We start from the raw sequence: 26,933 nt of genomic DNA, 5'->3' as shown, positions 1-26,933 counted from the left end.
CTGATCAATTATTTAAAATAAGGAATAACCGTTGCAATCGGACGCTGTGAGTTGACCGTAATGGACCCCTCCACCATCATGCCACTGTTGAGCCGAACGGGCGCCCCCCCTTTGGTTGTCCAGTTGTACCCACTCGACATCTCGGAGTTAGGTGAAAGATTGACACGAACCTCAAGGGACACCCCCTGTGATGCCATCTGTTGAACCAGTCCCTCGTTGCCAAGCGTGGACATCATCCCCTGAACCGTCACCGGGAACTCAGATACGGAAACCACCTGACCAATCAGTGATCCGAACTCTTCACGGTTAATTGAACCTGGCGATACGCGCACATCCATACCCGGAAGCAGTTGTCTGCCTTGGCTAACCGGGACATACAGCACGGCGATCAGTTCATCTGTCTGCGTGCCGTAGGTCTCCATTCGAATGATATCCGCACCAGCACTCATATAACTGCCTGTCTTCACCAATACTTCTTTCACTTTGCCTGTGTAGGGGCTGATCACTCTTGTGCTGTATTCATAGCTCAGTTGCTGTTGCTTCAACTGCTGCCTCAAGTCGTCAAGCTCGGCTACACGTTTATTCTTCTCTGATATCTCCAGCGCTTCGAGATTCCCAATAGCCAGCTTGGTCTGTTTGATCTGATCAAGCAGCTTCGGTTGTTCCATGCGGCCGATGATCTCACCTTGTTTAACCGTGTCATTCTCAATCACACGGATATCGGACAATGCCCCGGCCGTGGAGACATGGATGGTTTTGAGTCCACCTGGACGAATGAGCACACCCGATGCGTCGGCTTTGATGGTCATCGTACCAAAAATCCCCCAGTACAGCGCAGCCAAAAGGATCAAACCAATTCCGGTTAACATCAGCCACCCGCGTGGTGAAGTTACTCGAACCAAATTATCGAGCTGTTCTGGAGAAGACAACCGCTCGACAGATACTTTACGAAACACATGATTATTCATCGCTACCTCCCAATATTGAAGCCTGAAAAGGCTATACGGTTCTAGAACGAATTCGGAATGCGCACTTCATCAAGCCGTTTGAACTTCCCTGCCTCCAGCTTTTTCATGACGATGCTCATGCCCTGAACATCACCCTGTGAATCAAAGTAATGCTGCCCTGTAACCCCTTCCCAGCCCTTCATCGCGAGTAAAGCCTTCGATATCTCTTTCGGACTACGCGAGCCTGCTTTCTCGATACCCTCCGCGAGTAAATTCAGAGAGTCATAGGCCTGAGCAGCCCATTTGCCTGGCTCTTTCCCATATTTATTCATGAACTGCTGACGGAAACTTTGATTAAGCTTCGATTGACCCATCTCATGATATACTGAAGCAACAATCGTTCCCGATACGACATCTCCCGCATTGGCGAACTCCGCAGAATCCAGTGCATCTCCACCGATCACGGGAATATTCAACCCCGCTTCGCGAATGGCTTTTACAAAAGCAATTCCATCGCTGGCTCCGGCAGCCACCATAACAAGATCACTATCCAGCGTCTTCCACTTGTCTACGATTCGTGTGATGTCCGCCATATCCTTATATCCCGATAATCGGTCTACAACATGGAGTCCTGACTGTGCTGCCTGATCTTCAAACGCATTGGCGAGTCCTCTTCCATACTCATCATCCGTATAATAAATTGCAATATTCCGATGTTTGGTTTCTCCAGCGTACATCGCAAGTGCTTGCCCAAGCTGGTTGTCGTTAGGAATGTTGCGGAATATATAGGAGCTGTTCACATCTGTCAGTTTCGGGGAGGTTGAAGCTGGTGTCATTAGCACAATGCCCGCATGTGCATAGATGCGTGAGGCAGGCACCGTAACGGCAGAACCACGGTGTCCAATGACTGCACTTACCGCAGGATTATCAGTCAATTGTTGTGCAATCGCCATACCTTTGGTTGTTGACGCCTCATCATCCATTTCAAGCAACTGAATTTTTTTACCGCCCAGGATTCCCTTCTGATTGATTTGTTCAAGAGCCAATTCAAGGCCCTCATGGAATTGATCATTCTGTTGTGCAAATGGCCATACCGCGCCAATCACCACATCCCCGTTTGAACTGCCGAGTGTCTTGGATCTTACTTGATCAGGCTCCGAGTAAGAAGAACATCCGCTGATCGTCAGCACAATGCCAAGTAATACACTCTTCCAAAACAGCCCCTTCCGGCTTATTCCTCCAATAACGTTCACTAAGTTATCTCCCTTCAAAACTAATCCGTTATACCTAATAGGTCCTACTGCCCTACATTATAAAAGACCCTAAAATGTTAAACCATCAATTCAAATTCAAGATAACCTCAATTTCATTTAAAATATCAGTAATCCAATCGACTTATATGAAAGAACATGCGATACTTTAAATAAAATGAAGTTGAATTTAAAGCAGTATTTTCGCTGCTGGGGGAGCTACGTTTGCTTGCATCTTGCCAGTAAGCTGTACATAAGGGGAAAGGATCTTATATGTCTTCTAAACATACAATTTTGATCGTGGATGACGATCAGGAAATTAACGAATTACTGACGATCTCTCTGAAAAGAGAAGGGTTTCATACCTTATCCGCTTACAATGGCTTGGATGCTATCAAAGCCGCCCAGGAGCACACGCCCGACCTGGTTCTACTGGATGTACTTCTACCAGGAATGGACGGGTTCCAAATCTGCAGTGAGATTCGCAAAACGAGTACCGTTCCCATCCTGTTCGTGAGTTGCAAAGACGAGGATATGGACAAAGTTCTCGGCTTAGGACTAGGCGGGGATGACTTCATCTCGAAGCCATTCAGCCCCATTGAGCTGATCGCTCGGGTCAAAGCACATATCCGAAGAAGCAGCATGCTTCATCAACCCACGGATGAAACGGACAAACCGCTACAGTTTGATCAACTCCTCATTGATCCTTCTACACACCTTGTGCTGGTCGATAACAAACCGGTTTCCCTTTCAGCCAAAGAATTCAAACTTCTCTTCCATCTCGCCAAAAATCCAAATCGGGTATATAAGAATGAGCAGCTATTTTCGCTTCTATGGGATGATGTGCATATGGGGGATACCCATACCGTCATGGTGCATATTTATAATCTAAGAAAGAAGCTTGAGAAGAATCCGGCAAAACCCCACTATATTCGTACCATTCGCGGTGTTGGCTACAAATTCAATGACAAACCTGTCGAGGTTGAGCTGGTGGATTAAGTAGTTGATTAGTCACCTATCCAGATAACAAAAAAAGCCGAGGGATAACCCCCGGCTTTGAAAAATGAACTTATGAACTATACATGTACCATTGCAATTTATACTACCTGATTACTTGATAATCACGTACTCCAGATTTACCAGCTTCGCATACGTTACGATCTGATCTGTCGTCAGGTTCAGGGATACGACCGTGTGGTGTCCGCCGCCGTTTTCGATCCAAGCTCTGACTCCATCCTGGAAGTTCGGTTTAACCGCCCATAGTACACGTGCGACTGGCAGATTCGGCGCTGCCACCGTTGGTTCGAAAGCAGATACTTCGTTGATTAGCAATTTGTAGTGTGTACCGAAGTCTGCCATGGATACCACGACACCTTCACCAGCTTTGCCGTCAAAGACAAGACGAGCTGGATCTTCACGATCGCCAATCCCCAGTGGGGACACGATGATTCTTGGTTTTGTGCTGGCAAGTGTAGGATCAACCTCAAGCATGTGCGATTGCAGAATGGCTTCTTGGCCAGATGCCATCTCATATGTGTAATCTTCCATGAAGCCTGTGTTTTCGTTGTGAGCCATAATTTTCAACAAACGATCCAGCGCTGCTGTTTTCCAATCTCCTTCACCCGCGAATCCGTAGCCTTGAGCCATCAGGCGTTGTACTGCCAGACCCGGAAGCTGCTTCATGCCGTGCAGGTCTTCAAAGTTCGTTGTGAAGGCTGTGTACCCGCCGTTATCCAGGAACTTTTTGATCGCAATTTCATAGCTTGCTTGCACGCGTACGCTGGATTCCCACGCTTCTTTGCTGTTGGTGCCATAATCGAATTCGTACAGATCCGCATATTGCGTGATCAACTCATCAATTTCTTGCTCAGTTACAGCGTTCACGTACTCGACAAGGTCACCGATGCCGTAGTAGTCCACCGTCCAGCCAAACTGGATTTGAGCTTCGACTTTATCCCCTTCTGTTACGCCTACGTTACGCATGTTATCGCCGAAACGAGCAACTTTGATATTAAAGCTCTCGTTGTACGCCACCGCTACGTCCATCCAGTCTGCAACCTGCTGTTGCACTTCCGGACGCTCCCAGTAACCCACAACAATTTTATTTTGTTTTCTCAAACGAGCATTGATGAAACCATATTCACGGTCACCGTGTGCTGCTTGGTTCAGGTTCATGAAGTCCATGTCGATGGTTGCCCATGGGATGCTCTCGTTATATTGGGTTGCGAGGTGAAGCAATGGTTTTTGCAGCAATTTTGTACCGCGAATCCACATTTTTGCTGGAGAGAAGGTATGCATCCAAGTGATAACACCTGCTACTTCATCGCGATAGTTCACTTCTTTCATAACGCTGGTGATTTTATCTGCAGTTACGGCCAGGTCTTGCAGTACCAGCGGATAAGGGAGTACACCGCTAGCGTTGAGAGCATCCGTAATTTTCTGTGCGTTCGCTTTAACCTCACCGAGAGCTTCTTCACCATACAAATGTTGCGAACCGACAACGAACCAAAACTCTTTTGCTGCTGTTACTGACATGGAATCATCCTCATTTCGTTAGTTTTTTAGTTGGATAAAATGGGTTTACACCGGGTCACTCCGATTGCAGTACCATCTTCCGATCGCTGGTTATCCTCGGATTTCTTTTTCTTCCCCTCCTAAGGGGGAAATCCGATGATAAACGCGAGCGCTTCGCTTCTCCAGATTGGTTCTGCACTCTCCGTTAGTGGTGTAAAAAAGGTTATACAACTTTGGGTCGGGCAAGGTAGTTACACCGGGTCACTCCGATTGCAGTACCATCTTTCGATCACTGGTTATCCTCGGATTTCTTTTCCTTCCCCTCCTAAAGGGGGAAATCCGATGATAAACGCGAACGCTCCGCTTCTACAGCTTTCTTCTGTCTGCTTCGTTAGTGGTGTAAAAAAGTTCTATACAACTTAGGTTGGGCAGGGTAGTTACAACAGGCCACTTCGATGACATTGCCATCTTCCAGTCGCTGGTTAACTTTCGGGATACTCTGATTGCAACATCCCAACCTCTACAGTTCCAGATTACTTCTGGCCGTAGTATGCGTCCTTGCCGTGTTTGCGCAAGTAATGTTTATCCAGAATGCCTTGTGGCAGTTCCTTAGCAAAGTTGTTCAGCTGACGCGCGTACAGGTTCATCTTGCACACTTCTTCCAACACAACGCTGTTTACTACGGCTGACTTGGCGTCTTTGCCCCATGTGAACGGTGCATGACCATGCAACAGCACTGCTGGAATTGCCATCACATCCAGTCCGCGCTGTTCAAATGTTTCAATGATCACACGACCTGTCTCCGCTTCGTATCCGCGATCGATCTCATCCTGGTTCAAGAAGCGAGCACAAGGCACGGCTCCGTAGAATGTATCCGCGTGAGTAGTACCCATGACAGGTACGTCGAGACCCGCTTGCGCCCAGATCGTTGCCCAGGTGGAGTGTGTGTGCACAATGCCGCCAATTTCCTTGTAATGTTTATATAGGACAGCATGGGTTGCGGTGTCCGAGGAAGGTCTCATCTCCCCTTCAACCACGTTACCGTCGAGATCGACGACAACCATGTCGCTGGCTTTCATTTTTTCATAATCGACTCCGCTTGGTTTAATAACGAATAGACCGCTTTCCCGATCAATCGCGCTAACATTACCCCAAGTGAATTTCACTAGTCCGTGCTTCGGCAGCTCCAGATTGGCCTCGAATACCTCTTGTTTCAGTTGTTCCAACATGTTTAATTTCCTCCGTTCTCTACCAGATGCTCTACAGCTGCGTGCTCAATGGCAAGTCCGCTCCGGTAGCGTTCGATAAATGCTTCAAAGCCCTTCACATCCGCTGCATCCGGTGCCACCTCGACCCCTTCTACATCCTTGAACACCTTTTGTTCTAGGAACACATCCAGCGTTTCTTGCTGATCCTGATTAATCAGGTACGAAGCCAGCAAGGCCATTCCCCACGCTCCGCCTTCACCAGCGGTAGACATCACAGATACCGGAACATTCATAGCCGCTGCTACGATCCGCTGTCCCACTACAGGTGTTTTAAACAGACCGCCATGTGCCAAAATGCTGTCGATGGCCACCTGCTCCTTCTCGGTTAGAATATCCATGCCCAGCTTGAGCGCGCCGAAGGCGCTGAACAGATGCGTGCGCATGAAATTCGCCAGATTAAACTTGCTCTCAGGAGAGCGAACAAACAGCGGACGTCCTTGCTCCAGTCCTGTAATATTTTCACCAGAGTAGTACCCGTAGCTAAGCAATCCGCCCCCGTCCGGGTCAGCCTCAAGCGCCTTATTGAACAATACGCTGAACAGCTTGCCGGAATCAGCCTCGATGCCCATTGCTTGTGCGAACTCACGGAACAATCCGATCCATGCATTCAGATCACTCGAACAGTTATTGGCATGCACCATGCCGACCGGACTACCATCTGGCGTGGTCACCATATCAATCTCGGGATATACGCTGGACAATTCCTTCTCCAGTACGATCATGGCGAATACGGACGTGCCCACCGAGATATTACCGGTCCGTTTGCGCACACTGTTCGTGGCAACCATACCTGTTCCTGCATCACCTTCAGGTGCACACAGTGGAATACCTGCTGCCAGTTCTCCTGTCGGGTCTAGCAACTTCGCTCCAGCTTCCGTCAATGCACCTGCATGTTCTCCTGCGAGATACACTTTAGGCAGCAAATCCTCGACCTTCCACGGATAACCTTTGCCAGCGATATGCTCATCGAACTGTTTGACCATTGCCGGATGATAACTATGTGTCGTCTCATCGATCGGGAACATACCCGATGCATCGCCGATCCCAATCGCCTTATTCCCTGTCAGCAACCAGTGAATGTAACCTGCCAGTGTGGTCAGGTAATCGATCTGAGGTACATGCTGCTCTCCGTTCAGAATCGCCTGGTACAGATGGGCAATGCTCCAGCGTTCAGGGATGTTGAATTTCAACAGTTCTGTCAGCTCGCGTGCAGCCGCACCTGTCGTGGAGTTACGCCACGTACGGAACGGCACGAGCATTTCCCCCGCTTGATCGAGCGCGATATATCCGTGCATCATCGCCGAGAAGCCGATTGAACCTACGGTTGTCAGTGGTACACCGTACTTCTGCTGTACATCCTCCTTCAACTCGCGGTATGCCGTCTGCAACCCGGTGATGATATCCTCCTGATTGTACGTCCAATACCCGTCCTTCAGCAGGTTCTCCCACTCATAACTGCCGGAGGCAATCGTTTCAAAATACTCGTCAATCAATACTGCTTTAATGCGCGTTGATCCAAGCTCAATCCCAAGTGCGGTTGCACCCTTGGCAATCGTCTCTTTCACATCCACATGACTCGTCACTTCGGCATATCCCCTCTCTGGTCGCCATTTACATCCGAGGAATGGCATCTATTCCGGTGCACGTGTAATAAAGTGCAGCTCCACTTCCGTTTATGGCTATAATCTATTTCAGCATTCCAAGAATGCGCTTTCCTGTTCTGACAGCCTTAGTATATTTTTTGTACGTACATTTGTCAATGAGATATCCAAGTTATACTCACAAAGGACTAATTTTGCTAAATAACCTGCTACACCAACGTATTTTTATTCATTTTCCATGTGAAAATATAAGATCCAATTCGACAAAAAAGATCTTAGTTGTATGTATCATTTCAGAAAATGTACGGTTTACCTTGCAAGTAAAGCGAATCATGCTAGAATATGTACGTACAACTTAAATGCAGATTTACTAACGTATATATTGAACTAACATAACTAGAAGGTTATTCTCTCATCGAAGCGCAGTGCAAGAGCCTATAGTTCAATTTATATTGACGTTACAATGAAAGAAGTGGACAATGTGAAACCCAAATACCAAGTGATTATTGATGATATAAAGAGCCATATCTTGTCGGGAACATACAGCATTGGCGCGCAGATTCCCACGGAATCGGCATTACAGGAAAGTTATAACGTGAGCCGTCAGACCGTTCGTAAGGCTATTTTGGAGTTATCTAACGAAGGATTTTTACGCAGCGAAAAGGGTTCCGGCACCTATGTCAGCAATCAATACCGATCGCGTGCAGGTGGCAGCACTTCCAAAAAGACAATTGGTGTCATCACCACCTATATCTCAGACTATATTTTCCCATCCATTATTCGCGGTATCGAGCGTCGTCTGAACGAGGACAACTATTCCTTGCTGCTTGCTAGCACGAATAATGATGTTGCACAGGAGAAAAAAGCACTTGAAATGATGCTGTCCTATGGCGTAGATGGTCTGATTGTTGAACCGACCAAAAGCAATCTGTACAATCCCAATATCGCGTACTACCTGTCGTTTAAGGAGCAGGATGTGCCGTTTACGATGATTAATGCGTTTTATGAAGAGTTAGAGGTGCCGTTTTTCTGTCTGGATGATGTGCAGTCCAGTTATCTTGCTACCAAGGAATTGATCTCCAAAGGTCATACCCAGATTGGTATCATTGCCAAAATGGACGACCTGCAGGGCAAGTACCGGATGAAGGGGTACATCAAGGCATTAGGGGAGGCAAAAATGAGGTTCCATCCCGAGCATGTGCTCTCGTTTGACACAGCATCTAAAGCTGATTTGTCCGCGAATGTGACCACGTATCTGCAAGAAAATCGGGATGCACTCACCGCGATCGTCTGTTACAACGATGAGGTTGGGCTGGAGGTCGTGCAAGCTTGCCGTCAACTCGGGATCTCGATCCCGGATGAGCTGTCGATTATCGGTCAGGACAATTCGTACATCGCCAAAAATGCCAACATCAGACTCACCACACTCACACATCCCCAAGAGCAGATGGGGCGTGACGCTGCCGATTGGGTCATTCGCAAGCTGCAGGGGAAGAAAGATCTCCCCAATCAAACCTACTATCAGCCTGAGCTGGTGGAAGGCGAGACGGTGAAGGAGATAGAGGCAGAGTAGACAGTGTACAGACAAAAAAGGCTGCCCTGCGGCAGCCTTAATTCAAATCCTCCTCATTACTTCAACACAGGAAAGTTAGCCGTGACAATTTTGCCCGTGTTGCCAAAGACATATATCTTGCCTCCAAACTCCACCGCCGTATACCAATCTTCCATCGATAATACCTCTTGCTTGCTCCACTTTTCTGCATCTTTGGATACGAAAATGGAACCCTCACTACCTACCGCGATAAACAGCCCACCCGCATATGTGATACCAAAGAATCCTGTACCCATCCCATGAGCGTATAATTGATCAGGGAAACCGGATTCTTTCCACTTGAGGCCATCAGATGATGTCAAAATAACCGCTGTACTCGCATTGCCATAATAACTGGCTGTTGTCACGACAAATTGGCCGTCACCCCATGTTATATCGTAGTTATGTCCTGGGAAAAGTGCCCGGATCTCGTTCCATGTTACTCCATCCTGCGAGGCCAATAGAAGTCCGTTCTCCCCTACAGCAACCAGCGTCTTGCCATCTGATGCCATGGCATTGATTTTTTTCTTCACCTTCGTATTTAACGTCTTCCATGTCTTACGGTCTTTGGAGGACAGGATCGTGCCAGCCTCACCCGCTACGTAATAGGTATCACGATTATATATCACACTTGTGAGAGACCGAGTTGTAGGCGATTTGATACTCGTCCACTTTAGCCCGTCCACCGAAGTCATCATCTTCCCATTATCTCCTACGGCGAAGAAATCCTTACCAGACCAGATCACATCCCGTAGCGGAAAGGTTTGTTTCACTTGCGCAGATGCCCATGTGCCTGATGTATTCATTCTTGCCGATCCTTGGGAACTTATCGATATAAAATCCAGCCGGCTGCGCTCCCCACCTACCAAAACCAGCCTATCCTTGTTTACTGCGGCTCCATATACGTTCGTCGGGATTTGAAAAGAATGCTGTTTGGTCAGCTTCCACTGCTTTCCATCCACCGAGGTTTGAATACCGGCATCTGTAATCGTCACATACTGCTTGCCGTTATGAAGGGTGACGTATGGATATTGTACAGGCTTGGATGCAAAACCTGCGTCACTCCAAGCCTTACCATCTTTGGAGGTCCAATTGATCTGCCTCAGAATATGTTTCTTTCTATCCACATATTCAAAACCTGTAATGTAAAATCGATCTTTCGCCCAATGGACACTCGACCAAAACACGTTGGATGGTACAAAGCTCCACTTCTGACCGTCTCTGGAGGTCATGATTGTCGCATCACCTACGGCAACAAAAGCCCCACCGCCATAGGTCATATTCCAGATTTGCTCAAAATTTGGCTGATTGGTCTTCACCTTTTTCCATGTGATTCCGTCTTTGGATACTGCGGTTATTCCTCCCTCATATCCTTGAGCTACAAACATCTGATTACCCCATGCTACACCAGTGAAGTTGGTTTCGACTCCTGTTTTTCGCTCCGTCCACTTCACACCATCTTCAGAGGAAAAAATCTCCCCGTCGTATGATGTGCCGCCAACAACGACATATCTTTTTCCATTCCATGCTGCGCTTCTCGGAAAACTTATATGTATCGGCTGATCTGATTTCTGCCAAGAAAGGCCATCCTTGGATGTCCATACACTGACGAATTGTGCTTCCTGGCGAAAACCTACAAATTGATTTTCCCCCCATATGATCAAACTAAAATCTACTGGATAACCCGTATACGTCGTCTTCCAGGACATGCCGTCTTTTGACGTCTTCACATTACCTCCAACAGCCGGCATCACATATGTCCCGCTGCCATACGCAACGGAACGGGAAAAGTGATCATTCAACTCGTCCAGAGATGACCACTTCAACTGCAGTGGGTTGTCCAAGCCAGCCTCATTCAGGTTACTTTCCTCATCCGCCGCGTAGGAAGATGTAGCGAAAACCGATAGTAGTACAAATAACATGGCTGTTATAAACAGCGTATACCCCATTTTTGTTGAACCACATTGTTTATGCATCATACTTACCTCCTTCATGATGTACATTACAGCTTTACGAAAAATTAGATATTACTTCGGATTAACCCCGACATAGCTAAGTTCGCCGCAAGCGGGCAGGGATCTTCACTCTACGTGCGATTCAGCTGCCGTCTGCCGCCGGAAACGTTAAAATTACCGTCGTTCCCTCTCCCTTCTCGCTCTGATACTTAATGGTTCCACCAACTTTCTCCACAATGTTGAAGCAGATCATAAGCCCGAGTCCCGTACCATTCGTTTTCAGTGAGTAAAACGGCGTGCCCAGGGCCTTCACTTCTTCTTCGGTCATTCCGCAGCCCTGATCCACAATCTTGATCTCCACCTTCTGCTTCACATGCCTTGCTGTTACGTGAACCATAGCTCCTTTATCAGAGGCTTCAAGAGCGTTCTTGATCAGATTAATAATGACCTGCTTGAACTCAACGGCATTCATCAGGATGGCGCAACCCTCGCCAATCTCGATCTCAATATGTTTATTCGATAACATGGCGTAGGAGCTCAATAGACTGGCTACGCCCTCAAGCACCTCCTGCACATCCACTTTCTCATCAACCAACATCTCTCTGTTCGGTTTGGCAATGGATAAAAATTGAGAGGTCACCTGCTCTACCGTATTCAATTCATCGATCATTAGCGCAAACTTTGATCTATCCGAAGCGTCAAAAGCAGGATTTTCCCGATACAACTGCAGGAACCCCCGCACCACCGTCACTGGATTGCGAATTTCGTGAGCAACAGCTGCCGTTAGATGTGCTACCATTTTGAGGCGTTCAGATTGTTGGACCTGTTCCAAATATAATTCCTGCTTTCTTATACGATCAAAGGTCAGATAAAAAATAAGAAATAAGAGTAATTGACTCGCCATAATATTAATCAGATTGCCAGCCAGATCAGTATGTATATACTTGTACACATTTTCTTGCTTATGAATGTAACTCGTCACAACGACCAGCAGAATAACATTGAGACTGAGTGAAATATAAAACAACTTGAAATCATAGAACAGAATCGCGAGTGCCGGCAGCAAACAGATCATAATGTATGTTGTCCAGGTCTGAGGATAGATCAAAGCAAGCGTGTAGAAATAGACAAATCCGAGTAAAATGATGCTCAATCGAAACGCAAATGTTTCATATCGGGGATAAATGAGAAGACATACAGGTATAGTAACAACACATAACAAATGAATTACATACCCGGTTGTAATACCCTGAAGCTCTGCGGTAGATACGCCTAATCCAGCTACCATTAGAGCAATCATCAGAAACATGGATATGTAATAGGTTTTTCGATTCACTGGACTGTGCAATTCCTTCATAGATTCACCACCTTTGTTCATGAAATTCATATATATAGTATTGTAACTTATTTCCTATATTACCTTCCATGGGTAAGGAATATTTTCTTTCTAAGCCCCCATCAAAAAGAAGCTGCATGGATGATTAGTCCATGCAGCACCTTCTCAAAAAACTTTTCAAATATCAAAAATCGTTAAGGTTTAATGACGGAGAGAAGTGATTCGTTCCCCTCTGAAATCACCGTTACTTCCGGTGCGAACTTGGCGTCCTCAACATGCAGAGTTTCTCCAATCTTCATTGCACTGATATCAAACTCTACCACGGTTGGCAGATGACGAGGCAACGCCTCCACTTCAATAGCAGCTAACTGAATCTGCACAACCCCACCGTACTTCGCATCCTCCGGGGTTCCATTGAACTTGACCGGAATTTTGGTGCGCAGCACCTCGCCGCTCTGTACCTGCTGAAAGTCAACGTGAATCAAATCTCGTGTAACCGGATCACGCTGCAGATCTTCCAGCAACACGGTAAGTGAAGGTTTCTCTTCGAACTGCAGTTCAATAAAACCGGAAGCACCTTGTTTCAGCCATTTCTGGAATTGAATCGCCGGTATATGAATCATCTCATTCTCTGTATTTTTGCCAAAAACAATGCCTGGCAGGCGGCCAGATTGGCGCAAATTCTGAAGTCTTGAAGGTTTTAATTTAATACGGGTCTCTGCTTGTATAAAAGTAGTCATGCTATGTTCGCTCCTCTGTTTTCCATGTTTTTTTGTACACATTCACTTTCCATCATCCAACATTCCCCTACGGGGGCTAAAGAGAGAAACATAGCATCACCACCTCCACATGGCATTCATTTTAAAACCATTAAATGTAAACTCCCATAATATACAGCAAGGCACTCTACTTGGAAAAGTAGAATGCCCTTGGTATGCTTCCAGCCTATCATAGAAAGCTTTTTTTGTCGATGAACCTACTAACTGTACTACCATGATAATCATCACTTAACAAATGCATTTATTTGGTATATTATAGAATTGTAGCAAAAAATTATAAGAAGAGAGGAGTTTACACTTTGAAAAAGACACTCTCCATGCTCATCGTCATGAATTTGGTTCTTACCTTTGCTTTTGGTTTCAACGCTTCGGCTAACAATGATTCTGAGGGTAAAGAGTTGCAGGAAACACGTATTACTGAACAGGTCATACAGCCAGACAAAGAGGTTATTACCGAGCTTAGCAAGGTTCCCACCGAGCTGGATTCTTCCCGATTGAAGGAACACCAGCTCAAGGCAAACGTCAATCTGAATGAGGCTTCTGCCACTTCCAGAACGCACAAGAAACAAGGAATGCTGTCCACTCCACAACCGGAGAATACGGATAACACAGCAACCTCAGCAGAGACGACTACATACACTGGCTACATCCAGGAGGAAGGTACCTCCAGCTATCTATACCCGGTTTATGCACAACCCGGTCACATCCTGCAAGTACAGATGGATAATCCCGCATCCGCACAGCTTGATTATGATCTATATCTCTATGAATTCAACATGTCCACCGGGGAAGTGAATCCGACTCCAATCGATTACTCCATATATGGTACGTACTTGAACACTTATGGGAATCAGTCAAGAACCTTATCTGAAAATGTGGGCACGAAAAATACCACTTCTGGCGCCAAAGCCTATTTAATTGAAGTCTACGGCAAGGTTGGTGCCAGCATAAACGAAGCGTTTACCCTAACGGTCTCTACAAGCTCAACGTATGATGCCTTCGAGACAGACGAGAACGCGCTGCGGGCCTATCCGCTTACCGTTGCTGCGGGCGGTTCTACACTCGCAAGCCGCTCGTTGAATTCGGAGATTGATCAGGATTGGTACAAAATCACAGTTCCTGAGAGCAGAAACTATGATGCGATGCGCATCACTCTGGATCAAGCTTCTACAGCAAATGGTTATAAAGCTGAATTGTATGGTGCACTAAGTAACAATCGAATGACCTTGATGCCCACCACGAGTGGTAATGTATCGCTAGGCACAGGCACTTATTATTTGAAGGTTTACACCACCAATACTTATTCCGATAACAACTATTCACTGCATTTACAACCCGTATTACGAGCGGATAAAGTGGTCATCACAGGATACAATTCGAATGGCGGGCCCAATGATTACCCATCTTATGCGTATGGACGCTATTACCGTATCACCGGAAATAGCTTTACCGTGACAGGTGTTGCAGCGACATCCGATAATTATGCCGTAGCTAATGCGGAAGTCGAAGTAATTTGGGCAAATGATGCCTGGTCTGACAGTAGCAATAACCGCTACCGGACGGCCAAAGTCATGACCAACAGCAGTGGCCAGTTTACAGCAACGCTGTCCCTGCCTCCCTCCGCGGGAAGCCTCAGTCAGTACTTGCCAGGAGCCATAAGCTTTACCCATTATTATGATCTTTGTGCTGTGCTGGCCAGAGTGACGAGCCGCCCAAGTGTAAATACAACCGATATTGTTTATCACTTCGCCTATAGTATTTACGGCGGCTAATTGAACCTAGTAGAGCAACGAGCGGTGGAAGGAACCGTTCGTTGCTTTTTTGTTATTTTGTCCATTTATATTAAAAATATGGAATATTATTCCGATAACAAGAAGAGACATGTATGATAGGGAATTTGAAGCATCTAACTTTTAACGAATAGGGGTGTTAACGAATGAAGGTTCAAAGCACAACTCCGTCTGACCTCAATGCCTATACTCATTCACAACAGCGCACGGGACACGCAACTTCACCAACGATGGTCACAGGGAAATTCGAATTGTCCCATAACACAGATACCGTAGAGATCAGTAACGCTTCGAGACAGCTCGCCTCCTCTGATATCATGAACCATGCGGCGGTTTACTTCGGAACGGTTCAGATTAACGAGTCATTGGAGCGCCTACTCAAGGATCAATCTACGGAGGTAAAAGAAGCGGTGTATGGCATCATTCAATCCAATCTGATTACGGATGTGACAGAAGAGGACAGTCGATCCGCTTTGCTCGAACTTGGTCTAACCCAAGCACAATACATAGCGGGCAACTACATGAAGGGTGATCAGGCCGCCGAGTTCATGAATACGATCCGCCAGATCGGAGCAATCTCCACAACACGAACGATCAACCCTGAAACAAAACAAATTCAGTATGATACACCGCTACAACGACCTAATGGTGCACCAGAAGACTACATCAATCTCCATGACATGATGCGCAAATTCCAGCCCAACACCTTTGGTAAGCTGCAAGATGCTATTGTAAACAACAAAGACTGGAGCAGCATTCTGCAAAATTTTGCAAAACAGGCAGCCACGAATCAGGAATGGTTAAAAGAATATCGAGAGGATGCGGTCCGATCTTCTGGCAGCCTGCCTGCGCAGAACCGATTTGAGAAGGCTGATTCGACCAGCCTAAGCTCATTTGTGCATGCGGTTAAGGAGATCATCACCCAGACTGATTCGCCAAACAACAAGCTGCTGATCGATAATATCGAGGCCTTTATGCGGAAGCTTCAACCGCAGGGCCATGCCATCTGAGCAGCAGTTCCGCTGTTCACAGATGAAAAAGCTCCACTCACGAAAACAAACTGTGAGTGGAGCTTTTATCTATTCTATTCTGTTCTTTCCTGCAGAAAGAGCAGGAAAGGACAGAATCAAGTTAACGTCAGCACGATTCGGTCACCGGAACGGCTGATTTTGTAGATTCCTTTTTGCATATCAATGCCGTAGTGTTTTTTCAATAACATTTTAGCGTTACGATCCGTCTCGATCACGACAAGGTAATCGTAGCCACTCAGCAGATTGTCCATATTATCCTCGTAGAACAGCACGATACCGTCCACATTCGGAGCATATAAGAAGTATCTGCCAACATACTGCATGTAATAACTTGTCACCTGCTGATCCCGGTCAGAGCCATAGAACAGATACTTGTTCATATCCTCGTTACCGCCCGTGTACCACCGATCCCCCGTCACGGCATGAACCTCGTAGGGAAGGGTCTTGTCATACGTTTTGGTGATTGAAATCATCCCGTTATACTCCGACAAGAGGGTAGTCGCGGCCAGTGCCATACAGGCAATAATTCCCTGTTGATAATGCCTCTTCGTCTGCACTGTCTTGAAAGCCTGATGATCGGGAACCTCACCAATGCGGTAATGGAACGTACGCTCAATATCAACAGCCGCACAGAGCACCAGCCCTCCAGCGAACAGCACAACGATACTTGACGCATAACGCTCGAAACCCGCCAGCCTTATGGCTTCATCCACCGGCATGGAGAACAGATACAGGGCCAGAATGCCCGCATAGTATAGCAAGACCACCACATTCAGTGCAATCAGCACTTTCCACAGGTTCCACTTCTTCTTGAGCACTACATAGGCCACAATGGAAGCAGTGATCGCAGCTAGCTCGAAAAGGACAATCCCCAGCACGGGTCTGGTTGTAATATCCACGCTCGATTTCAGGAAGAGCACTAGAATATCCCACTTTTGCTCCGCTGTTTTACCAGACTTTAGTGCCGCAGCAGCTCCCTCGAACTTGTTATTCACGCCGTGGAATACCGTTGCCATACGCCAGCTCCAGCTGAAATAGGGCAGCAATGCCCCTGCGATCGTACCCAGCACAGCAAGTCCGACCTTCCAGTTGGCACGTTGCTTATTCGTCAGCCACATGTATACGAGAAAGATCAGCCCAACGGCAGCAAAAATAATGCCCGTGCTCTTGATGACTGTCAGCAGACCTGCCAGCGGCAGAATAATGATGCAAGCTCGCTTAAGATCATGGCGATACTGGTATATCGCTGCCACAATCGCGAGCGCATAGATTGGAAGCAGGAAATCGACCAGCAGGTTGGTAATTCGAATGGTCAGATTGAAAAAGGACAAGGTCGATAACCCTAACCCGAGAAAAGCGTAGAGCAAGAACCTTTTTTTCTCTGACACAACGCCAAACATGGCATAGAAGCAAGCAAAGATCAGCAAGCCCTGTGCCAGCAGCATGATCGGCTCAGCATGCCCCATAAATCGGCAAATGTAATAGATAAACGATGAAGTACCAAGTGGGTAATTTTTAAACTCGATCAAATCTGAATTCGGCGTTGGAAATGCATTGGTGCTAAGCATCTCTTTTACCACAATTGCCCAGTGCGAGAAATTATCGTAGTGTGTTAGTTCCGTCTGGAACAGAATGAGTAGAAATATAAAACCCACGCCCAGAAAGCTTAACTGAAACAATGAAAATGAAAAGGACCATGTCCCCCGTTTGCTCTGATACAAAGCGTGGATAACTCTGCCTCTAAACATGAGTAAGCCTGCAACCAACACAACGATGCTACCCGTGAAGAGCTGTCCTGCTAATCCGGCGAAATAGACGATACAAGCGATAGCCGAGAACACAAATATCGGAATGAACTCCCACCGGATGGACATGAATTTACGGACAAACTGCATATAACCTACCATCGATATTATGAGTAACATGCCCATCACAAGTTGAAGCAAAAACAACATTTCTATCTCTCCTAACCCTCTTTGGTGAACCGCTCAGCTTGTGGACGGATCAAATCACTCAGCAACTGATCAATCAAACCACGCCCCAAGATCTCATCGATATTCTCTACGGAGAGAAGCACTTCACGTTTATTCGCCGTTGTTTTTCCAGTATGTTTTAAGACCACTTCAAGATTGCTGTCCGTATAAAAGGTAACCTCTGACCCTTCGGCTATGTTACCTTGCAGCCCTGTGGCAGAGAAGAAACGATAATTGAAGCTGAGCAGTGTACAGCTTGCATGATTTGTGAAGGTCACAGGAAGATGAAGGGACAGCCTCGGCATTTTCCGCTGATCGGATTTGGGCTGTATAATGCGTTTCTTCACATTCCGTAGCATGTCATCATACGCGGTGTCCCATAGATTCATCTGCTCCGGCAGCGAGTGTTTCCGGTCGTAGATGAGCTGCATATATTGACGATTATCCGCTTCATCAATCGGTTGAACTGTTGCCGAATAACGCCAGCCTTCCCCATCTGCTTTTACATAAACGATAACGGCATCGAGATTCGCTTCATATCGATCCGATTTGACCACTAATGAAATCGTTTTTTTCTCCGGCAAATAAATGGGGTACGGAACGTAAAATGCAATGCCGTTCTCCGAAAGATCAACGCTTTTGGCCTCATATCGTAGCGTGCTGTCCGGATAACGGATGATGACGTCCTCCTCTGCCCGTATCCGTTCATTCTCCCGGTATGCCCGGCGCCCGATCATGAAGAAGAGAGCATAGAGCAAGGCAATCATATTGTGAACGAGCCAGAAAATAATGATGCTGCTGAAAAACAAAGCGATGCCGTACTTGCCATTCACATACCGAATAATGGCGGCGATGGATAATAGGAGTAGAAAAATATGCGGTAGCGCATATTTCATCGAGGCGATCCACTCGCGGCCCGTTGAACGGTTTTTATTCGTTACCTTGAACTTACGCTCACGGATGCCCACCGTCTCCAGAATGACTGGCCAGATTAGATAAGGCATGAAGATGGTATCGATGACCTGACTCCAGCGCTGGTTCCGTATGTTACTCGACAGATAACGCATCGACAGGCTGTAGAAGAAATACGAAGGCAGCCAGAAGATCAGAATCTGCCAAAAGGTCGTATTTACGATCTGGAAATCAAACAAAGCAAACAGAATAGGAGACAAGATAAAGATCAGTCGATTAAAAAAAGACCACCAGTACAGAAAACTGCTTACATAGGTTATCCTGGTCCAGAAAGGCAGCTTCCTGGAGATCGGTGCACGCGTATTTTGCAAACTCTGAATAATGCCCCTCGCCCAGCGAATCCGCTGTTTGATCATGCTTGGAATCGTGGTTGTAGTCTGCCCCGCAGCCTGAACCTCCTGCGTGGCATAGGTAATGTAACCTTCCTGCTGCAATCGGATGCTTGTCTCAAAATCCTCCGTAATGGTGTTTAGCGGGAATCCACCGATATCCACCATTCCTTGCCGGGCAATCACTGTATTACTGCCTGTATACGCAACCGCATTGGACGCATTGCGCAGAATGTTAACCTCGCGGGAGAAGAAATCCTGTTCATTCGGAATCCCTTGCTCTGCATACAGATTGAACTGGAATAGATCCGGGTTGTAGAAACTTTGTGGTGTCTGCACCAATCCCAGCTTAAAGGTGGGATCGATCTCGTCTTCACGCCGCAGGCGCCATTCTCCATTTTCCTGGGTAAACGTAGAGAGCATAAAATAAGGTACGGTTTTCATCAGAAATGTACGCTGTGGAATCATGTCCGCATCAAAGGTAGCAATCAGCGGAGAAGACGTCATGCTCAGCGCATTGTTCAAGTTGCCGGATTTGGCATCCTTGTTACCTGGGAACCCCAGATACCCTACACCGAACTGCTTCGCCAGTTCCTCCACCGCAGGTCGTGCGCCATCATCGCAAAGGTAGATATGCACCTTCGACTTGTCCGGGTAATCCATAAACGTACAAGCATTCACCGTTTTATATAACAGGTCAACCGGTTCGTTATGGGTAGCAATAAACACATCGACATGCGGATAATATTCATCCGGGATCACCGGAAAATCGAGCTGTGCCCGCTTCTTTTGCATCTTTTGAAAAAATAACTCGAAGGTCGTGCCGACCGTGACCGCCTCCGCCATAATGAGCAGTATGCCAAATATGACATTCAGTACCCCTTCGCCCCATGGCAGCGTAAAGAACATACGCCAGATCAGATAGATGGTCATGAGAATCATGGTAATGATGAAAAAAACATTTTGCCTTTTCTCATTTTGCACTACAGCTGCTTCCTCCTTGCTGCAAATACCCACCTCCGCTGCAGTTGAAAGCTTAGCAGGAACAGAATGGCGTCACATACAAACTTCGCCACCTTCTCGTCCACGAAGAATAAGGTATGGAATAAATATACGCCTGTACTCGACAGCAAAATAATCAAGCCGCACAACGTTAAGTAACGCCACAGGCTGCCCCTGCTATCTTCTTTCCGGAACACAAAATATTTGTTGAGTACATAATTCACGACTATAGAGATTACTCGGGCGATGACCGTCGCGAGCAGAATTCTCAAATAATGCTGATCCCCCATCATTGGACGCAAGAAATCAATCAGGAACCAGGCAATGCCCAAATCGACCACAGAGCTTGCAACCGACGATGAGATGAAACGAAAGAAATTGGAGAACAGCACACCCATCACCCGTGCACTATCCTGGATGGCTTTGAAATGTGTACCTGCATTGCCGTTTTCATAGATCACCTGAATGGGCACCGTATGAATGGAAATACCGGATTGAATACAGGAGATCAGCATCTGCAGCTCATATTCAAACCGCTTACCGCGTACGCCTAACATAAATGGTAATAACCCTGCCCCGAAGGCACGCAGCCCCGTCTGAGTGTCCGACAATTTCTTCCCATATAAAAGGGCAAAAATATACGAGGTCATGCGGTTGCCAAACAAGGACTTGGGCGGAATATCACCTTCACTGAAATTACGCACACCGAGTAGCAATTCATTGGGATGAAGTTTGGCCTCCTGAGCAATGCGATACACATCTTCCGCTGCGTGCTGACCATCCGAATCTGCAGTAACGACGTTGTATGTCTCTCCATAATGCTGTGCTATGTAACGAAATCCGGTCTTCAGCGCTTCACCCTTCCCTTGATTCTGCGCGTGTCGCAACAAAACACATCCAACATTTCCTAATTCTTCGAAAATGTGCTGGTAGGTTTCACCAGAACCATCATCTACAATGACCAATTTCGTAAATCCGTAGTCTCGCAACTGACGTACATAGGATAAAAGTCTGTCATCTGGTTCCAGCGAAGGAATGAGGATGATCGTTTTGTCCTTTTCTTTTGCTATAATCATCCGAAATGAGCCTCAATTCGACATATTTTCATGAAAATTTGTTGTATATTAGCGTTAATACCTTCCTTGAATATAGCAGAGTATACCACCGAAAAGGTAGGGCGTAAACGAATTTTTTGTAATCTAATGGTAAAAAAGTTTTACATTTTCAATGTACAGGTTAGTCGTATCAGACTATACAACTCTAATAAACTACTCCTGTAGTAAATTCATATAATAACAAAGAACCCCCATTATTAAACGGGTGGTTCGGGTTTGTCATATCTACCTGAGTTTCTTTTCCTTAAACAGTCACTTTATGGTTGTTACTTGCTCGCTTGTTCTGATTTTTGACGGACCACTTATATACAAAAGTTAGAATAAATCCGGTCAAGCCACAGATCGCTGCAATAATAAAGGCTCTCTGATAGCTGCCATCCGCGCTGTACACATTTCTCATGATTGACGGTCCGAAATACCCTGCCAGTGCAAAGCCGATAAACATAATTCCATAATTCACACTATTGTTTTTGGCCCCAAACTGATCTGCAGTGAAGCCAGGGAATACGCCCATCAGAGATCCAAAGCTTAAACCAATCATCGAAATTCCCATATAAAATGTCACTACACTGCTCTCTCCTGAAAGATAAAGCATAATCAGCCCAGCTACAGATAACAGAGACGCAATGGCAAGGGTATTGATTCGGCCGATTTTGTCTGAGATATATCCGGCCAAAATCCGGCCACCTGTATTAAACAGTGCCAGGACAGAAACAACTGTTGTTGCAGCAGCAGCCGACAATCCCACCATTTTCTGAGCGATCGGTGAGGCTTGGGAGACGCACATCAGTCCGGCAAAAGCTCCACTGATGAGCAGCAAGATCATAACGTAGAAGATCGGGCTTGCCAGCATGCCTTTCCAGTTCTTATCTTCTCTCACAGCTCGGCCAAGATTGGCTGCCTTCGGTGTCCAACCTATCGGAACAAAATCGGCTGGACATTTCTCAATAAAGAATGAAGCCACGCAGATAATAAGAAGAAAGGCGCTCCCAATGATAAAGAATGCAGAGGTTACACCCGAGTTACTGATGAATATATTGGCAATCGGAGGAATGATTACAGAGCTTAATCCATAGGCAGCCGTGGTGACTCCCCCAACCAATCCGCGTTTATCCGGGAAAAACTTGATCGAGTTGCTGATGGTGCACCCATAGATCATCCCTGTTCCCAAGCCAAGTACAATCCCGTAAGCAAATACCAAAAAACCTACAGAAGTCGCAAAACCGGATAAAATCATACCTCCCCCAAATAATAATCCGCCAATCAGAATGACCTTTTTGGGTCCGAACTTGTCATTAATCCATCCACCCGATATCATCGTAATCGGCCCGACGGAGTTGCATATGGTGAAAACAATAGCCAGATCCCCTGGTGTTAATGTACGCCCGGTGAGACCACTTAGATAAGCAGCCATCGGTGCAGCAAATACACTCCATGCATAGATGGAGCCTATACATAGATTAATGAAGCAGCTTGCAACCAGAATAATCCATCTCTTTTTTGTCAGTTCCACTGAGATCGTTTCCCCTCATGTTGTATTGTGAAATTATTCACTAACTTATGCGATAAAGTGTAGCACAGCTTTTCCTATCCATCTATGACAACACGTATATCTTTATAGGGGATTTTTTGCAGTGGTTCAATATGGGGAAGGGCCTATCATTTATAGACGAATGGTGGCTTATACCACACACGGGTTTAGACTAAAATGAAAGGAGAGTCGTAGACCCTGATTTGACCCTGACCAAAGGCTGTGATGTCAATGTTAGTCCAACGGGACAAATGGCTGCAGTATCGTGCCCTCAGCAATGTACCTAAACTTGCCCGGCGACTACCAGAAACACTGTTGCTGGAAAAAGAAACATTACACCATATGCTGCTTCAACATTCGAGTGTCGTGCTGAAACCCTGCGATGGACGTTATGGAAGAGACATTATATTCATCCGGTGTCTGAAGAACGGCACCTACCACATCCAAAATGAGAATAACACCATTACGATGCAAAACAGAGATGAATTGCAGGATTGGTTTGATCAAATCGACAAGAATCGTGAGTATATTATTCAGCAGCGTCTATATTTAGCTCGCATTCAGCAAAGGCCGTTTGATCTTCGAATTATGGTTCAACGCCAAACGGCAACCCCATCCGCTTGGAAGGTGACCGGATCCTACGCTAAGGTCGCATCACGCGGATACCTGATAACCAATGTGACTAATCGCACCATCCCTGCGCTCAAAGCGCTGCAATTAGCACGTATCGGGGGACGCAAGTTGCTGCTCCAAGTCGAACGTACTGTGTTGCTGGCTGCCAAGAGCCTGGAAGTGCACTACCCTGATCTGAGACAAATCGGTTTTGATATCGGCATCGATAAGAAAGGCCGGGTCTGGATCATTGAAGGCAATTATCGGCCTGATCTGCGCCCTTTTCGGCGCTTGAAAGATTCCTCGATGTATCGCCGAATATTGTGGTACCAGAAACACTAATTTTAAAAGCTTTACGACGCAAAGAAGCGACTCACCGTTGATCTGGAGAGTCGCTTCTTTGCGTTGCATAGATATTTTTCACGCGATAATCTGCTTGATCTCGCCTTGCTCTACCATATTACTGATCATCCTAACATTTCCGGCGATGTCTAGCGGAGCCTACCACACGCGTTACCCGAAACTGGTTCGGGCCGACCTGAATAATAGCAAACTGGCTGTATGATGTCCCTGATGACGTGTACGGTTCAGCCTCAATATTTCCACTCGGTGTGATCACAGTTGCTGTAATTCGGGTTAACAGACACACACCACGCCCAGAAGCCTGCCATGTCCCCTCACGCTGAACACTGTAACGGTCATTGCTACAGAAGATGGATGCATACTCAACCGTTCCATACGCATTAAACGGAGTAGAGTTATAAATCTGAACTGGATCATAACCACCTGTAGGTCTACGATTTCCCATTCTCAAAACCTCCTTTTTGTTGATAGTTTATTAGATGCAATAGAGTAATTTTGGTGAGGGATAGACGTGGACAAGGCTGAGAAAGTGCGTCTGTCCAATAAAAAAAACCACCCGCTTGGATTAGCGAGTGGTTTTGCTGCAATGTATGGTCCCGTTGCACGATGATCAGACCCTTATTGAGGTGCAGCTGAAAACCAGAAAGCTTAGGAAGCTTTCGCCACAACTGCTTTTTGAATGAATGCTTTAGCGTCGTTCATGGAAAGACCTTGCTTAGGCTCTAGCATTTTTTTGTCTGTTGCACTGAAAATACCTTTATCAATCAGTTTCGCCAGTGGCTTCACTGCATAAGCAGATACGGATTTTCCATCTTCAAAACCAGCAATAATCGTTGCTGCCTTTGCTTCGGATGCCGGGCTGTTCACCAATTTGGCCAAAATTGTTGCTGCCTCTTCCCGAGTGATATCACGCTCAGGATAGAAGCTACCGCCGTAGCCTTGAATGAATCCTGCTTTGGAAGCTTCTGCAATTGCATCTGCATATGCAGCATTAGGAGAAACATCCTGATACACAGGTGCTGTAGATACTTCGTTAAGCTTCAACAGATCCACAAGAGCAGTTACAAATTCAGCACGAGAAATGGGTTCATTATTTACTGGTGCTGGTGTTTCTGTTGGCTCTGTAGTGACAGCCAGATTTGTGATACGTCCTTCTTTCTTAGCTTGAATATCGCCACCCTTGAATGTATCTGTGATGTATTTGTAGAACACATCCAGATCAATTGGGCCAGCCAAGGAGGATTTTGCATCCAGCAGCACTTTGTAGTTATCTCCACCTGCAGCCATGAAATTGTTCACAACAGCCGTGTATGATTTTTTAGGATCAATCGGTGTACCATCTTCCAGCGTAAGAGCCGTCACACGTTCAGCAACCGGCTTACTGAAGTCAGCTGTGTATTTCAAACCAGCAATCTGCAAAGTTTTTGTGTTTGGTGTACCGTCTGCATTGGTACCCCATTGCTGTTGCAGCAATGTTTTCACCTGCTCACCTGTCAGCTCCAACTTCACGAGTGTATTACCGAAAGGTTGGATTTTAGCCAAATCCGCAAAGGTCACATCACCTTTTGGCAGATCTGCACGGATACCACCTGGATTCATGAATGCAAAATCAGCCTTGCTTGCTTTATCTCCAAAGTCTGCTTGACGCATAGCGTCTGCAATCAGGTTGCCCAGTGGTGCTTCGTTATTGTAAGCATCTTTACGCAAAACAGAGCCATCTGTTGTACCTACTGGCTTAGTCAGCTCAGGGTGCTTGTCCAAAGACTTTTTAATGATAGCGAGTGTTTCAGGGTCTTCTTTTACACCCTCTTGGAACGTTGTTGTTACAGTAGCTGATTTTTCAGCTACATCCCCGGTAACAGGGTCAATCATCAGCTTGATATCTTCAAAAGCCGTACCATAAGAGTATGCTTGCACGATTAGCTTGCCATTCACGACACCGTTCGCCAGAGCGTGATTGTCACCCGCAACGATGACATCAACAGGAGAGTCTGCAGGCAAAGCTTTTGCCAGATCAGCCGCTTCTCCAGTCGTTACGCCTTCTTTGGTGGATGCTGGGTCATGTGCCAGGACGATGATCGTTTCTACGCCTTGGTCTTGCAATTCTTTTGCGTATTTATTAACAGCTGCAACCTCTTCTTCCGCACTCAAGAAACGTACACCTGCCGTACCTGCTGGAGATACTTTGTTTGGCGTTGATTTCGTTACGAGTCCAATGAATCCGATTTTGATGCCGCCTACTTCTTTGATGACATATGGCTTAATCAGGGGTTTACCTGTGGAATTTTCGATCACGTTTGCATTCACATAATCAAATTTTGCACCGGCATGGGTTACTTTGCCTTCTTTTGGATCAAGACCGCCAAAAATTTGTGCCTTCAATGCTGCGATCCCTTGGTCAAATTCGTGGTTACCCAGGGAACCCACATCAAAGCCCATCATATTCATCCATTCCATCGTAGGCTCATCACGATCAAGAGATGACACTGGAGCGGATGCGCCAACCGAGTCCCCGTTATGGAATAAGAGGGAATGCTCGTATTTGGCCCTAGCTTCTTTGAGATAGGTTGCTAGAATTGGAGCTGATCCTGCCTTCTTATCACCAACCACAGAAGTCGTATCTAGCTGGCCGTGAAAGTCATTGATTCCTATTAAATGTACTTCTACATCTTTGCCTGCTGCAGAAACCGAGCCTGCTGCACCGAATAGCTGAGTGAGTAATAGTGTAGCAGCAGCCAAACGAATGGTACTTTTCCCCAAAACTTTTTTCCAAGACATGAGTAAACAAATCCCCTCTCCATTTTCAGATCCTGAGATATTTTACCATAGTTTAATTCACAAAAGTGTCCATTTATATTAAATCTATGTAAAAATTTTTACGAGATTGATCGGTTTCTTTAAATTGAAAAATATGCATTTCAACTTTTTTATTGCTATAGTGGAATAATATGTTATATATTCTTCTTGTAATCAC

19 protein-coding genes are annotated in these 26,933 nt (G+C 46.2%); 5 read left to right on the top strand and 14 right to left on the bottom strand.

Annotation, left to right across the window (positions count from 1 at the left end; translation table 11 throughout):
• Positions 1 to 8: 8 nt before the first annotated feature.
• Positions 9 to 968, bottom strand: coding sequence for an NHLP bacteriocin system secretion protein (locus ACR8BL_RS17115; protein ID WP_434748717.1), 960 nt, complete (start codon positions 966 to 968; stop codon positions 9 to 11).
• Between the two features lie 41 nt (positions 969 to 1,009).
• Positions 1,010 to 2,200: an ABC transporter substrate-binding protein gene (locus tag ACR8BL_RS17110; RefSeq protein ID WP_434748716.1), complete on the bottom strand. Its 1,191-nt coding sequence runs from the start codon at positions 2,198 to 2,200 to the stop codon at positions 1,010 to 1,012.
• Positions 2,201 to 2,470: 270 nt separating this feature from the next.
• Between ACR8BL_RS17110 and ACR8BL_RS17105 the strand changes: the two genes are divergently transcribed.
• Positions 2,471 to 3,196 carry a response regulator transcription factor gene (locus ACR8BL_RS17105; RefSeq protein WP_434748715.1) on the top strand — a complete coding sequence of 242 codons (726 nt, stop codon included), beginning with the start codon at positions 2,471 to 2,473 and terminating at the stop codon, positions 3,194 to 3,196.
• A 111-nt stretch (positions 3,197 to 3,307) separates the two neighbouring features.
• Here ACR8BL_RS17105 and araA read toward each other — a convergent pair whose 3' ends face one another.
• The 3 genes from araA to ACR8BL_RS17090 all read right to left on the bottom strand — a co-directional run bounded on the left by araA (position 3,308) and on the right by ACR8BL_RS17090 (position 7,562).
• Positions 3,308 to 4,732 (bottom strand): L-arabinose isomerase, encoded by a 1,425-nt coding sequence (gene araA / locus ACR8BL_RS17100; RefSeq protein WP_434748714.1) that lies wholly within the window; start codon positions 4,730 to 4,732, stop codon positions 3,308 to 3,310.
• Positions 4,733 to 5,244: 512 nt separating this feature from the next.
• Positions 5,245 to 5,940, bottom strand: a complete 696-nt coding sequence (locus ACR8BL_RS17095) for an L-ribulose-5-phosphate 4-epimerase (RefSeq protein WP_090923505.1) — start codon at positions 5,938 to 5,940, stop codon at positions 5,245 to 5,247.
• 2 nt (positions 5,941 to 5,942) lie between these two features.
• The gene (locus tag ACR8BL_RS17090) at positions 5,943 to 7,562 is read right to left on the bottom strand and encodes a xylulokinase (RefSeq protein ID WP_434748713.1); all 1,620 of its coding nucleotides are present in this window, start codon (positions 7,560 to 7,562) and stop codon (positions 5,943 to 5,945) included.
• 499 nt (positions 7,563 to 8,061) lie between these two features.
• Between ACR8BL_RS17090 and ACR8BL_RS17085 the strand changes: the two genes are divergently transcribed.
• The gene (locus tag ACR8BL_RS17085; protein WP_434753152.1) at positions 8,062 to 9,153 is read left to right on the top strand and encodes a GntR family transcriptional regulator; all 1,092 of its coding nucleotides are present in this window, start codon (positions 8,062 to 8,064) and stop codon (positions 9,151 to 9,153) included.
• A 56-nt stretch (positions 9,154 to 9,209) separates the two neighbouring features.
• Here ACR8BL_RS17085 and ACR8BL_RS17080 read toward each other — a convergent pair whose 3' ends face one another.
• The 3 genes from ACR8BL_RS17080 to ACR8BL_RS17070 all read right to left on the bottom strand — a co-directional run bounded on the left by ACR8BL_RS17080 (position 9,210) and on the right by ACR8BL_RS17070 (position 13,202).
• Complete coding sequence (locus ACR8BL_RS17080) at positions 9,210 to 11,150, bottom strand: hypothetical protein (protein ID WP_434748712.1); 1,941 nt, start codon at positions 11,148 to 11,150, stop codon at positions 9,210 to 9,212.
• 118 nt (positions 11,151 to 11,268) lie between these two features.
• Positions 11,269 to 12,483, bottom strand: a complete 1,215-nt coding sequence (locus ACR8BL_RS17075; RefSeq protein WP_434748711.1) for an ATP-binding protein — start codon at positions 12,481 to 12,483, stop codon at positions 11,269 to 11,271.
• 173 nt (positions 12,484 to 12,656) lie between these two features.
• Complete coding sequence (locus tag ACR8BL_RS17070) at positions 12,657 to 13,202, bottom strand: 50S ribosomal protein L25 (RefSeq protein ID WP_434748710.1); 546 nt, start codon at positions 13,200 to 13,202, stop codon at positions 12,657 to 12,659.
• A gap of 338 nt (positions 13,203 to 13,540) precedes the next feature.
• Here ACR8BL_RS17070 and ACR8BL_RS17065 point away from each other — a divergent pair, with 338 nt between their 5' ends.
• Together ACR8BL_RS17065 and ACR8BL_RS17060 are read left to right on the top strand one after the other, a co-directional pair.
• On the top strand, positions 13,541 to 15,013 hold the full coding sequence (locus ACR8BL_RS17065; protein ID WP_434748709.1) for a hypothetical protein: 1,473 nt from the start codon (positions 13,541 to 13,543) through the stop codon (positions 15,011 to 15,013).
• Between the two features lie 164 nt (positions 15,014 to 15,177).
• A complete protein-coding gene (locus ACR8BL_RS17060; RefSeq protein WP_434748708.1) occupies positions 15,178 to 16,041 on the top strand; it encodes a hypothetical protein in 864 nt (287 codons plus the stop codon).
• A gap of 116 nt (positions 16,042 to 16,157) precedes the next feature.
• Here the strand turns inward: ACR8BL_RS17060 and ACR8BL_RS17055 are convergent, their stop codons facing one another.
• The 4 genes from ACR8BL_RS17055 to ACR8BL_RS17040 all read right to left on the bottom strand — a co-directional run bounded on the left by ACR8BL_RS17055 (position 16,158) and on the right by ACR8BL_RS17040 (position 22,966).
• Entirely contained in the window at positions 16,158 to 18,017 is a 1,860-nt protein-coding gene (locus ACR8BL_RS17055) for a hypothetical protein (protein WP_434748707.1), read from the bottom strand.
• An 11-nt stretch (positions 18,018 to 18,028) separates the two neighbouring features.
• Complete coding sequence (locus tag ACR8BL_RS17050) at positions 18,029 to 20,320, bottom strand: glycosyltransferase family 2 protein (RefSeq protein WP_434756380.1); 2,292 nt, start codon at positions 20,318 to 20,320, stop codon at positions 18,029 to 18,031.
• Positions 20,320 to 21,414 (bottom strand): GtrA family protein, encoded by a 1,095-nt coding sequence (locus ACR8BL_RS17045; protein ID WP_434756379.1) that lies wholly within the window; start codon positions 21,412 to 21,414, stop codon positions 20,320 to 20,322. The genes ACR8BL_RS17050 and ACR8BL_RS17045 overlap by 1 nt, the downstream gene beginning before the upstream one ends.
• Before the next feature lie 283 nt (positions 21,415 to 21,697).
• The gene (locus ACR8BL_RS17040) at positions 21,698 to 22,966 is read right to left on the bottom strand and encodes an L-lactate MFS transporter (protein ID WP_434748705.1); all 1,269 of its coding nucleotides are present in this window, start codon (positions 22,964 to 22,966) and stop codon (positions 21,698 to 21,700) included.
• Positions 22,967 to 23,209: 243 nt separating this feature from the next.
• On the opposite strand from ACR8BL_RS17040, the gene ACR8BL_RS17035 reads away from it, so the two are divergent.
• Positions 23,210 to 23,938, top strand: coding sequence for a YheC/YheD family protein (locus ACR8BL_RS17035; protein ID WP_434758259.1), 729 nt, complete (start codon positions 23,210 to 23,212; stop codon positions 23,936 to 23,938).
• 130 nt (positions 23,939 to 24,068) lie between these two features.
• Here the strand turns inward: ACR8BL_RS17035 and ACR8BL_RS17030 are convergent, their stop codons facing one another.
• Both ACR8BL_RS17030 and ACR8BL_RS17025 read right to left on the bottom strand, forming a co-directional pair.
• A complete protein-coding gene (locus tag ACR8BL_RS17030) occupies positions 24,069 to 24,404 on the bottom strand; it encodes a hypothetical protein (RefSeq protein ID WP_434748703.1) in 336 nt (111 codons plus the stop codon).
• Positions 24,405 to 24,607: 203 nt separating this feature from the next.
• Positions 24,608 to 26,737: a 5'-nucleotidase C-terminal domain-containing protein gene (locus ACR8BL_RS17025; protein WP_434748702.1), complete on the bottom strand. Its 2,130-nt coding sequence runs from the start codon at positions 26,735 to 26,737 to the stop codon at positions 24,608 to 24,610.
• Between the last annotated feature and the right edge of the window lie 196 nt (positions 26,738 to 26,933).

Origin of the sequence: Paenibacillus amylolyticus, assembly GCF_051136285.1 — a bacterium.
GTDB lineage: Bacteria > Bacillota > Bacilli > Paenibacillales > Paenibacillaceae > Paenibacillus > Paenibacillus amylolyticus_F.
This window is presented reverse-complemented; position numbering and strand designations above follow the sequence as displayed.